Source organism: Paenibacillus daejeonensis DSM 15491 (assembly GCF_000378385.1).
Classification (GTDB): Bacteria; Bacillota; Bacilli; order Paenibacillales; family Paenibacillaceae; genus Paenibacillus_D; species Paenibacillus_D daejeonensis.
In genome coordinates this window covers 416,248-427,432 of record NZ_KB899665.1, presented here as the reverse complement: position 1 = coordinate 427,432, position 11,185 = coordinate 416,248, and the positions used below count along the sequence as shown (strand labels likewise).

The window sequence follows — 11,185 nt, the reverse complement described above, 5'->3', positions numbered from 1 at the left end:
TCAACTCCGCTCGACTTGCATGTATTAGGCACGCCGCCAGCGTTCGTCCTGAGCCAGGATCAAACTCTCCATGATAGAAAGCTGAATAGCTCATTTCTTGCTGGTATTGCTATCTGTAACTCCGAAGAGCTACAGGACATTTCGCTCGTTGTTCAGTTTTCAAAGAACACATTTTCTTTCGTTGTCGTTGCCGCCGTATCTCTCGGCTGCAACTCTTATACTATATCACAGTGCCGGTCATTTATGCAAGCTTTTTTTTAAAAAGTTTTTTTGGAGCAGTTTGATTTAAGTTGTTGCTTCCAATCATTCCGTCCAACTCTATCACTCTTTAATTTAGCCTGCGTCAAAAGCGGCGAGATTTAATTTACCATAGACCTCGTACAAAAGTCAACACTGTTTCTTCTTTTTTTTCGAGAACTCGACAAGTGCATTAAAATCGGAGCCTTTTTTCAACAAAAAAACCCGCCTCTACAGGGCAGGCTCCCCCTTGTAAAGACAGGTATTTCAAGCTTCTTGAGCAGGTCTGTATCTCAACTCCATGTAGTCCGCCAAATCTTCAATCTCCTCTTGATACGTAAGGATGGCAACCTCATCAATAATCCCCCGCTTAACTAACTTTTGCAGGACCAATGACAAGTCTACATGCAGGACCAACAGATCCGGGTGGCGGTGCAACTCCATGATACTCCACGGCTCCGCTCTGCTGTGCATTACCTTCATTAGAAGAGAACAACTTGATTTCATGTTACTCAGAACTGAAAATTCGCATGCCAAGAGCACAAGCTTAACACGCTGCTCGAGCGTCTCTGGACTCACTGTCAGTTCTTCATATAACTTATAAATGCCGGGCTGGTACTTGCGCATCTGCCGCCAAACGGTTAACTCGGGATGGATTCCCTCATCAATCAGCGCAATATGTGCCCAATGATGCAACGCGGACAGAATGTTACTATGTGCATCTAACAAATTCGTATCTTGCAGATCTTGCTTAGCCTGCAGATACGTGCGAAGAAATGCAGCAAACTCAACCAGACGCTTCTGCTCCCGCAGCGCTTCTGGAAATTCGACGAGCCGTTGTCTGATATGAGCTAAATAATCCCCGTGATCCAGCAAGATATCACCCCGCATGAGCCATTGTATAATGCTCCGGTTCTCCACGCCTGTCAGCCAGCGCTCCAGCCGTTTTGGTTCGATAGTACGCAGCTGAATGTGCACGCCCTGCATCCGGACATGTTCAGTTTCGCGGTCGGCATCTGCTTGTTCGCTAATCACGAGAAGGAGCAGGTCCATCCCGTCAATTAGCGGACTATAGTCATAGGGATTCGTAATGGCCATCAGACTGATGATGCCGCTTTGTCGCTCGTATATTGTTTTATAGAATGCTTTGATTGATTCCACAATGTCCTCCATATAGCTTCAAAAGCTGAGATAAGCTATAATAATAATCGAGTCAAGACATTACAGCTACGTTCACGTCGTTCTATTGACCTTCATCATGAGATTTTCAGAATTGCATGTTATGTTTTTGTTCGACAGCCGTATATCGGTTTCCTGCTAAGGCAACATTTGTTTACAGTTCTTTTTTTGAGAAAGGGAGATCATCATGTTTTTCAAGTCTGCTAAGATCAATGAATTCCGGTTATGGGGACTGATGTTCACCATGATTGGCATGGGTCTAATGATATTCGGTACAGCCGGCATTGTACTGTGGGGCGAGACCGGCAAAATATTTGCAGCGGTCTTTATGGTCATCGGTATGATTGCCATGCTGGTAAGTGTGGGCGTATACTTCTGGGCCGGCATGCTCTCCACCAGCGCGAGAATTGTTCCATGTCCCGAGTGCAACAAGGCTACCAAGATGCTGGGCACCACGGATCGTTGCATGTTTTGCAGAACCAAGTTGACCTTTGACCCCAAGCAAGCCACGGAGCCTACAGAGGCTTAAACCAGAATGATTGCTTATATGGCCTTAAGCATATAAAAAGACGATGCAGAGATGATCCGCATCGTCTTTTTTTTCTGGATGATTATAAATCATGTCATGAAACGCTAAGGACGTTGAAGCTCCTGATGGAGTACTTCCCAAATCTGAGGCTTTTGAAACCCTCGCTGCCATGAAGCGATACCACCCAGGTCATACTTCCGTACGAGTGCCATTCTGGCTCTGGCAGAGGTACCGTCCTCCAGCCAGATCCGCTTGCGGGCTCCGTCCTCTTCATATTCCACGTAATGCTGGCCAGTGGCTTCATCCAATATTGGCTGAAGCCCCCTCTCCGCCAGCAACTGATCCGCTGTTTCCATGCCTATTGCTCTGGAGCTGACTTGGACCTGTCCGTCTTCTCCTTGCTGTTCAGTCCATATTCTCGTATAAAGCGGAATGCCCAAAATCAACTTGTGGGGCGGTACCCTATCCTCTTCCAACAAGCGCCGGACGGAATGCTCGACCCAAGGCAAGGATGCCACGGATCCCGCCACCGGGCTTGATGCCCAGTGCTCATCATAAGCCATCAGCATCATATAATCGACCGAGCGCGCCAAGGCTTCACGATCCAGAAACGCCGACCACATCTCACTGTTGGACTTCGGAGTGACATCAATGGATACGACTTGCTCATGCTTATGAAGCAATGGTGTCAATTCGCGGACAAACTGAATCAGATTCTCCTTGTCCTCCGTATAGACATTCTCGAAATCAATATTGATGCCCTGCAACTGATAAGTTCGGGCATAGGAGATTAACTGCTGAATCATGGTTAAGCGGCTCTCATAGGTCGCTAGAGCTTCGGTCGTCAAATCAGGATCAAAGCTGTTGCTGAATAGTGCCCATACCTGATATCCCCGATTACGCGCCCATGCCACATAACCGGGATCTGCCTTACTGCTGATTTGGCCCGTGCCGTCCACCAGCTCGAACCAAGTCGGGCTGACCACATTGACACCGGGCATCTGACCTATCGCAGTCGTATCGGGATTGCGAGAATAGACGGCTTCCCAAGTTAGATTAATGCGCTCTTCTTTGTCCCAAGGGACAAAGGGCTCGCCTCGCTCTGGTACGGGCACTTGCTCTATTGTGGTCAGCCTCACATCGCCTTCGGGAATGTAGCCCGTGTGCCCCGTGCTGCCCTGAACCTTGAACCATCCTTCTTCCGAGGCCCAAATTCGAACCTCCTGGCCTGTCAGCAACTGCTCAAGCACCGGTTCCCGAATCGAAGGTCCGCTGCGGATCTCACTTTCGCGGGCTGCTTCGGCATGTTGAACACTCTGTCCAGCAGTCACCAGGGTTACAACGCCTGACACCTCGTGATAATAGGTCTGCAGCCCATAGAGCTCCTGCAGTGGAGTAATGGGGATATACAACTCTCCGTCCTGCTCGTCCGCCGCAAACGCCACCTCGTACGGTTCTAGATTCACGGTGCCTGCCAGCGATCCGGTTTGCAGATGCAACACTTTGTCACTGGTAGTCATAATCACACTACCGCTCTCCGCCTCGTAATGAATAGGCTCGTCCGAGCCCATGACTTGAGCGACTGCACGAATGGGCAACTTAGCCGATCCTCCCTCCATAACAGCGCCATAATCCAACACTTCGCCTTCATAGACAATGGGATGCTCAACGTTATAATCGGGAACAATCCGCTCGGGATTGGGAATATAATAATACCAGCCAAAATAACCGCCTGTCAGGACGATTCCTGCGATGCATATGAGCAAAAGCCATGTGGTGCCTCTGCCCCTCCGTCGATGTCTATGCTGGAGTCGTACCGTCTCCACTTCATCCCTCCTAAGCCTCTCCCCTCGGCAGTCTGTGAACCAGGGGCGTTTAACCGAATCTCTGGATTCCTGTCCAGAACTTAAAAAAAAGATCGTATAACCGGGCGGCTGCCTGAAGCATCCACCCGCTATACGGTCTTCTTGGTGTAATTATTGAATTGAAGTTTTATTACACTTCTCGCACAGGCCATAAATCTCCATCCGGTGTCCCTCTACGACAAACCCGGTCTCCCGGGACGCGACCCGCTCCACCTCAGTCAATGGCGGATAATCAAAATCGACAATCGTTCCGCATGACTTGCATATGGCATGATAATGATCCGTCAGATCGGCATCAAACCGACTGGAATCGTCCCCATAGGTCAATTCACGAACCAGGCCGGCCTCGACAAACAGCCGCAAATTATTATATATCGTCGCCACGCTCATACTTGGGAAGTTGGGTGAGAGCGACTTGTAGATCTCGTCTGCCGTCGGATGCGTCAACGAATCCATAAGATAAGTTAAAATCGCATGTCGTTGCGGGGTCATCCGGACGCCGGTCAACTTCAATTGCTCCAATGCCTGCTGAACACTCGTTCCCATCGTCCTCCCGCCTTTCTCAGTAGTTACTTACTATTTTACGTGCAGTTTTTACACTTTGTCAATGTACCCCCTGATTTGGGCTACTCAGACACATGCTGCTACTAGAGAAATGACACCTATTGTAGACTATTCCATGCTCACGGCTCGCACGCCTTCCAGCCGCTTGATTTCATCCACCAGTTGCCAATGTGAAGTGCCGCCCGGCAGCGTAATCTTAAGCCTGATCATATAGTCCGGCATCAACATTTCCTTGTCGGCATGGTCCACAACCGAGGCTTTGCGAACGACAATATCACGCGAGGTCAGGAGCTTGCTGACGGTTTCCACGATAGCACCTTGCTCCGCTGCCCTTATGACTAGCAAATGCTCTTTCTTCCCCCTGAGGAACCGTTTCTCCAGCTTATTGAGCGCCCACAGAATGATCAGAACCATCACGGTGGAGAATACGGAGGCATAGACGAACCCCGCACCCACAGCAAGACCAATAGCCGAAACCACCCACAAGGTTGCCGCCGTCGTTAATCCCGTAATTGTCTTGCCTGTGAACAATATAACGCCTGCTCCCAAAAAGCCGATCCCCGTAATAACCTGCGCGGCCAAACGAGCGGGGTCCATCCGTACATTGCCTTCATTAACGAATTCGGAGAAGCCGTAGATGGATAGGAGCATCAACAAGCAGGAACCGAGACAGACCAGAATATTGGTCCGCAAACCAGCAGCATGGTTGGATTGCTCCCGCTCCAGACCAATCAGACCGCCCAATAACACGGCGACCAATAAACGCACCAAAATTTCATATTCACTAATATACCATGGACTGTCGGCTGCAAGTTCCACAGACTCTCCTCCTACCCATTTATAGGATGAAAACTAAGTTATTAAATCTACAAAACCGCCATGCACGTGTATAGTACATGACGGTTTTATATTAACCATAACCAGGCGGGTCATAATCCAGATTAACCCGTTTTACCCGTTCAAGCGCTCGACGAGCAGTTTGTTAGCCAAGCCCGGATTGGCCTTGCCCCGGGACTCCTTCATCACCTGTCCGACAAGGAAACCGATAGCTTTCTCTTTGCCGGCTTTGTAATCCTCCACAGACTGCGGATTGGCAGCAATGACCTTATCGACAATCTCCATGATCGCCCCTTCGTCGCTGATCTGAACCAGCCCCTGCTCCTCAACGATTTTCTGAGGTAGCTTGCCGGACTCCAGCATCGACTTGAAGACTGTTTTGGCAATCTTGCCGCTGATGACACCCTTCTCCAACAAACCGATCATCTCCCCAAGGCCTTGACCGGTAATCTTGACGTCAGCCAAGTCCAGATTATTACTATTGAGATAGCCAAGCAACTCGCCCATAATCCAGTTGGCTACTGCTTTGGCATCCTTGGTGTAATTCAGGCTCTCCTCGAAGAAATCAGCCAGCTTCATAGAAGCCGTGATACCCTCGGCATCATAGGATGACAGGCCGTAATCTGCCTGATAACGCGCCTTGCGGGCATCTGGCAGTTCAGGAATGGTCGCACGTACGCGTTCCTTCCAGTCCTCGCCGATGGTGAGACGAACCAGGTCAGGATCTGGGAAATACCGATAATCATGCGCTTCTTCTTTGCCGCGCATGGAAATCGTCTTGGCTTGCGCTTCATCCCAGCGTCTGGTTTCCTGAACAACTTCCCCGCCGCTGTCCAGCACTTCAGCTTGACGCCACTGTTCATACTCCAGTCCACGCTGTACGCCACGGAAGGAATTCATGTTTTTCAGCTCGGCACGCGTACCGAACTTCTCCTGCCCGTAAGGCCGGATACTGATGTTGGCATCGCAGCGCAGCGAGCCTTCCTCCATCTTCACATCCGACACGTCGCAGTACTGCATAATGGCCTTGAGTTTTTCAAGATAAGCCTTGGCTTCTTCTGGTGTCCGAATATCCGGTTCGGAGACGATTTCGACCAGTGGCGTACCGACCCGGTTCAAATCGACCAGCGATGCATATCCCCCATCGACATGCGTGAGCTTGCCCGCATCTTCCTCCAGATGCAGCCGGGTGATGCCGATCCGCTTGGTCTGACCGTTTACCTCAATATCGATCCAGCCGTGTTCACCGATTGGTTTGTCGTATTGAGAGATCTGGTAGGCTTTTGGAGAATCTGGATAAAAGTAATTTTTGCGGTCGAATTTGCTATCCGAAGCAATCTCGCAGTTAAGCGCCATTGCGGCTTTCATTGCATATTCTACCGCTTGTTTATTCAGCACCGGCAGCACGCCCGGATGCCCCAGGCAAATCGGACAGGTGTGACTATTCGGCGGCGCGCCGAACGATGTAGAGCAGCCGCAAAAGATTTTACTCTTCGTATGCAGCTCCACATGCACCTCAAGTCCGACTACCGTTTCATATTTGGATGTCTCAGACATTATTTTCGTTCCTCCTGCTTGATGGATTCGCTCGCTCTACAGTAGAGGTGCTACCTCTTACAGCTGCGGACGCAAGGTATGGTGTCCGGTGTTCTGCTCGAAGGCATGCGCCGCCCGCAGCACGGTCGTCTCGTCAAAGGCTTTGCCGATGATCTGCAGACCAACCGGCAGTCCATCTGCCAACCCACAAGGGACGCTAATCGCCGGAACGCCTGCCAGGCTGACCGGAATCGTACAAATATCATTGAGGTACATGGTCAGCGGATCGCCGATTTGTTCACCAATACGGAACGCCGTGGTTGGCGCCGTAGGTCCCATAATCAGGTCAAAACGCTCAAACACCTGATCAAAGTCGCGTTTAATCAAGGTTCTGACTTGCTGCGCCTTCAGATAATAAGCATCATAGTACCCCGAACTCAGCGCATACGTACCCAGCATGATCCGGCGCTTCACCTCGGGACCGAAGCCTTGGCTGCGTGATTTTCGATACAGGTCGATCAGGTTGTCCGGGTTCTCGGCGCGCACGCCGTAACGCACGCCGTCGAAACGTGCCAGGTTGGACGAAGCTTCCGAGGAAGCCAGCAGGTAATACGTCGCAACTGCATACTCGGTATGCGGGAGCGACACTTCTTCCCAGGTCGCGCCCAGGTCTTCATAGACTTTCAGCGCTGCCAGGACCGCTTCTTTTACGCCGCTGTCGATCCCCTCACCGAGATATTCCTTTGGTACGCCGATGCGCAGACCTCTGACATCGCCGCTCAGGGCGCTGACATAGTCCGGAATCGAAACATTGGCAGAGGTAGAGTCCAACTCGTCGTATCCGGCAATGGCCTGAAGTACGTAGGCAGCATCCTCGACATTTTTGGTAATCGGTCCGATCTGATCAAGCGACGAGGCAAAAGCCACGAGGCCAAAACGGGAGACCAGGCCATAAGTCGGCTTCAGTCCAACAACGCCACAGTAGGAGGCGGGCTGACGAATGGAACCGCCAGTATCGGAGCCCAGCGAGAAATAAACCTGTCCGGCAGCAACAGTCGCTGCCGAGCCACCGCTCGATCCGCCCGGCACATGGTCCAGGTTCCAAGGATTGCGTGTAGCATGATAGCTGGAATTCTCATTGGAGCCGCCCATGGCGAACTCGTCCATATTAAGCTTGCCAATCGTCACCGACTGGGCTTGCTTGAGCTTCTTGGTCACCGTTGCATCATAGATCGGGTTGAAATTGTCTAGGAATTGGCTGGCGCAGGTAGTACGCAGCCCCTCCGTTACGATATTATCCTTAATACCTGCAGGCAGACCAAATAGGAGCCCCAACTCGCCACCCTCCGCGATCTGAGCATCCAGTCTTGCCGCTTCAGCGCGGGCACCGCTCTCATCCAGCGTAATAAATGCCTTGACGTCGGTTTCCGTGCCCCCGATCCGCTTATATGCTGCATCTACCAGCTCGGATACGGAAAATTCTTTGTCCCGCAGCTTGTTATGTACGTCTTGCAGACGCATATCAAAAATAGAAGCCAACTCGAGCTCCTCCCTTCCTATTCCTCATGATTATTCCAATACAGCGGGTACCCGGAACTGACCTTCTTCTTCGTCCGGTGCATTCTTCATCGCTTGTTCATTTCCCGTCGATTCCCGAACCTCATCCTCGCGCATCACATTCGTAATGGGCAACACATGCGTCGTCGGTTCGACACCGGTTGTATCCAGCTCGCCCAGCTTCTCGGCATATTTCAATATGGCGCTCAACTGCTCGGTGAACGTTGCGGTTTCCTCCGCTGTCAGCTCCAAACGAGCCAGCTTGGCCACATGTTCAACATCCTGATTCGTAATGCTCATCTCGTATTTGCCTCCTTCCCTTGTCACACCTGCTCATTCTTCCTATTATAGCCCAGAGGCCGCGGCAACTCAATGTCGAAAGCTCGGGTAACTACTCACTGAAACGACGATCTCCCCAGGCTGGGTTGAACGCGGAGGGGTTGCGGGGTTTCGGGGTTGCGGGCCACATCACCCTGTGCTAACTAACGATGACGCACCACTGAATGGATAAATGCAATAATACCACTATTTTAATGAAGTCCTTGATTTCCTGGCTTGCTAAAAGCAAAAATACACTTACCAAGGCCGAAATTTACTTTAATTTCCACTTCTGAATCATTTAATTGTACTTTTGCACTTACGGACTGGCGTTTGCCCGAGCACCTGGTTGCTAAGTGTATTTTTGCATTTAAAGAACCACCATCACCGTGTGTGGCTTGGCTTCAAGCTTGCTTAAGTACATTGCGGGGAGATCGGGCAGCAGGGGCGCAATGATCAATGATGTTCAATGCAACAAGATGGACCCCCGGAGCTAGTTTTAAAGCCAAAAGTGCAGGTAATAGCTCACAAAACTAGCCAAATCACGAGATTTAAGACAAAAGTACAACTAATCCGTCCCCTTCTGGTAAGGTATGGATATATCAGCGAGATGAACTGCACTTTTGACCTTACGAGCCGGAGTTTCGCGCCTGAGGCCAGTTTTAACTGTATTTTTGTCCTTAGTCAGTAACACAGAAATCCACTCTTCTCATGACACAATTAGCCACTCTTTCCCCACACTTTTTGCCCACCCGCCCCAATCCCAAGGGAATTTATAATTCAAAATGAATCTTATAATAAAAAAACTTCCCTCGAAAGGGAAGCTTGGTGCAGACGATGGCTCTTAAATCCACGCCTTCAAATTAATCTGGCGGATGAAGTCTTCACGGGATTGTCCCTCCTGGGGAACCTCCTGTTCTTCTTCTTCCTCTTGCTCGTCGCCGTTCATGATCCAGTTGAACAGCTCTTCGTTGCGCGTCGCCAGGGCATAATCAATCAGCGCCTCGCGTTCGATGCGGTCTGCTTCCTGCTGCAGAAGGACTTCCTCCAGCTCCAGATCCGTGGCGGGCACGAAGAAATTTTTGTTCGCCTTCGGGATGCGGACGACATAGTCAAACGCATTATCCTGATTGCGATCATAAGCAATTATATACCCATACTCCCCAACGGGGAGGTGTTGTTCGAACTGATCCGATACGACGATTACCCGTTGACCCAGCTTCCACATCGCATGTATGCCCCCTAACCTCTAGCAGCTCAGAAACTATAACACTATCCTACTAAAAAAAGCTAGAAGTGTCCAATCCGAGCAAGCTGCCCTTCAGCCTGGGCTCGTTACGGAGCAATTTGAATCAATTGCTCCGGTGTCCGAGTGAGTGGACGTGCGCCTTCCTCCGTCACCAGGTAGCAGTTCTCAATGCCGACAACACCGCGCCCGGGGAATGTGAACTTGGGCTCGACGGCAAGCACCGTGCCTGGCTCCAACGGCTCATCAAAGCTAGCTGCAAGAACGGGCCATTCATCAATCTCAAGCCCAATTCCGTGCCCCAGGAATCGCACCTGATCCGCACCAAATCCCATAAAATGCGCACCCAGTCCCGCTCCCTGTGCCATCGACAGTGCCTCGGCGTATAATGTAGACGGTCGGACGCCCGGACGGATCCGTTCCGAGATGCGCCGAATGATCAACTCTGCCGTATCGTAAGCTTCAGCGAGGTCTGCAGGCAGTTCCCCGATGACGGCCGTCCGTGTCTGATCAATAACATAACCATCGATACAGCATCCGATATCAATCAGGATCGGCTCCCCCGTGCGAATCGGCGACTGACTCACACTCTGTGGCGCTGCCGGGCCGAGTCCGCGACCGCCTGCCGGGCCGTCAAAATAGCTCGGCTCCGCCGCCGAAGCTCCAGCCCCCACCATTCCGGTCATAATCTCTTGATTGTACCCGCGCATCCGCATCAGACCAATATGACCACGCGCTCGCAGCTCCCGCTCCAGTCCGGCAATCCAGGCCAGCTCTGTGATGCCTTCCCGCAGCTCGCCAAGCGAAGCCTCCAATGCCTCAGCAACGACGCTGGCTGCCTGCTCAATCCTATGAATTTCATAATCCGACTTCACGATTCGCAGCCGGCGCAGGATCGCAGATCCGTCCACGAGCTCAATACGACCTTCCGAATTGCCATTAAGGATAGCCACCAGCTTGAGGTACAACTGTGCTGGCAGTACATCCAACTCTGTCGCAATCCGGACAGGTTCTCCACTACGGCTGATTTCCGGATAGGCGGCGGCCAGTGTCTGTCCGAACGAGCGGAAGGCGCCCAGCGGCACTGTTCGGACCACGGACTCCTTCATTGCCCGTTCTACACTCCGCCGCACATAATAGGTCGCCTCGCCTTGCTGCGGGACATAGACGTAACCCGTCTGCATCGAACCCGTCAAATAATAAATCGCCACATTTTGGGTGACGAGACATCCGCTATACGCATGGTCGCGAAGCATCTCCTGCAGCCTTTGGATCCGTATTGTACTCTCCTCCGCGGGAAGCCTGGTATACACTAAG

Annotated in this window: 10 protein-coding genes and 1 rRNA gene; 1 reads left to right on the top strand and 10 read right to left on the bottom strand. The window is 51.4% G+C overall.

The annotated features are described in order from the left end of the window. Both F556_RS0120600 and F556_RS0120595 read right to left on the bottom strand, forming a co-directional pair. A 16S ribosomal RNA gene (locus tag F556_RS0120600) occupies positions 1-75 on the bottom strand; the annotation flags it as partial. A gap of 429 nt (positions 76-504) precedes the next feature. Continuing rightward, positions 505-1,398, bottom strand: coding sequence for a nucleotidyltransferase-like protein (locus tag F556_RS0120595; RefSeq protein WP_020618892.1), 894 nt, complete (start codon positions 1,396-1,398; stop codon positions 505-507). 205 nt (positions 1,399-1,603) lie between these two features. Between F556_RS0120595 and F556_RS0120590 the strand changes: the two genes are divergently transcribed. Further along, complete coding sequence (locus F556_RS0120590) at positions 1,604-1,945, top strand: DUF2614 family zinc ribbon-containing protein (RefSeq protein WP_020618891.1); 342 nt, start codon at positions 1,604-1,606, stop codon at positions 1,943-1,945. Positions 1,946-2,049: 104 nt separating this feature from the next. Here the strand turns inward: F556_RS0120590 and F556_RS0120585 are convergent, their stop codons facing one another. The 8 genes from F556_RS0120585 to F556_RS0120550 all read right to left on the bottom strand — a co-directional run bounded on the left by F556_RS0120585 (position 2,050) and on the right by F556_RS0120550 (position 11,181). Continuing rightward, entirely contained in the window at positions 2,050-3,771 is a 1,722-nt protein-coding gene (locus tag F556_RS0120585; RefSeq protein ID WP_020618890.1) for a glycosyl hydrolase family 18 protein, read from the bottom strand. A 150-nt stretch (positions 3,772-3,921) separates the two neighbouring features. Beyond that, entirely contained in the window at positions 3,922-4,356 is a 435-nt protein-coding gene (gene perR / locus F556_RS0120580) for a peroxide-responsive transcriptional repressor PerR (protein WP_020618889.1), read from the bottom strand. A 126-nt stretch (positions 4,357-4,482) separates the two neighbouring features. Beyond that, positions 4,483-5,193, bottom strand: coding sequence for an MgtC/SapB family protein (locus F556_RS0120575; protein WP_020618888.1), 711 nt, complete (start codon positions 5,191-5,193; stop codon positions 4,483-4,485). Positions 5,194-5,325: 132 nt separating this feature from the next. Then, on the bottom strand, positions 5,326-6,768 hold the full coding sequence (gatB, locus tag F556_RS0120570) for an Asp-tRNA(Asn)/Glu-tRNA(Gln) amidotransferase subunit GatB (protein ID WP_020618887.1): 1,443 nt from the start codon (positions 6,766-6,768) through the stop codon (positions 5,326-5,328). 57 nt (positions 6,769-6,825) lie between these two features. Beyond that, positions 6,826-8,268, bottom strand: coding sequence for an Asp-tRNA(Asn)/Glu-tRNA(Gln) amidotransferase subunit GatA (gene gatA / locus F556_RS0120565; protein WP_040717389.1), 1,443 nt, complete (start codon positions 8,266-8,268; stop codon positions 6,826-6,828). A 48-nt stretch (positions 8,269-8,316) separates the two neighbouring features. Further along, positions 8,317-8,604, bottom strand: coding sequence for an Asp-tRNA(Asn)/Glu-tRNA(Gln) amidotransferase subunit GatC (gatC, locus tag F556_RS0120560; RefSeq protein ID WP_020618885.1), 288 nt, complete (start codon positions 8,602-8,604; stop codon positions 8,317-8,319). An 862-nt stretch (positions 8,605-9,466) separates the two neighbouring features. Next, positions 9,467-9,850 (bottom strand): hypothetical protein, encoded by a 384-nt coding sequence (locus tag F556_RS0120555; protein WP_020618884.1) that lies wholly within the window; start codon positions 9,848-9,850, stop codon positions 9,467-9,469. 107 nt (positions 9,851-9,957) lie between these two features. Beyond that, positions 9,958-11,181, bottom strand: a complete 1,224-nt coding sequence (locus F556_RS0120550) for a M24 family metallopeptidase (RefSeq protein ID WP_020618883.1) — start codon at positions 11,179-11,181, stop codon at positions 9,958-9,960. Positions 11,182-11,185: the final 4 nt, after the last annotated feature.

Bases quoted from the DNA above. Each gene is read 5' to 3' on its own strand.
- gatB (WP_020618887.1), bottom strand. From the start codon at position 6,768: ATGTCTGAGACATCCAAATATGAAACGGTAGTCGGACTTGAGGTGCAT.
- perR (WP_020618889.1), bottom strand. From the start codon at position 4,356: ATGGGAACGAGTGTTCAGCAGGCATTGGAGCAATTGAAGTTGACCGGC.
- gatA (WP_040717389.1), bottom strand. From the start codon at position 8,268: ATGCGTCTGCAAGACGTACATAACAAGCTGCGGGACAAAGAATTTTCC.
- F556_RS0120555 (WP_020618884.1), bottom strand. From the start codon at position 9,850: ATGTGGAAGCTGGGTCAACGGGTAATCGTCGTATCGGATCAGTTCGAA.
- F556_RS0120590 (WP_020618891.1), top strand. From the start codon at position 1,604: ATGTTTTTCAAGTCTGCTAAGATCAATGAATTCCGGTTATGGGGACTG.
- gatC (WP_020618885.1), bottom strand. From the start codon at position 8,604: ATGAGCATTACGAATCAGGATGTTGAACATGTGGCCAAGCTGGCTCGT.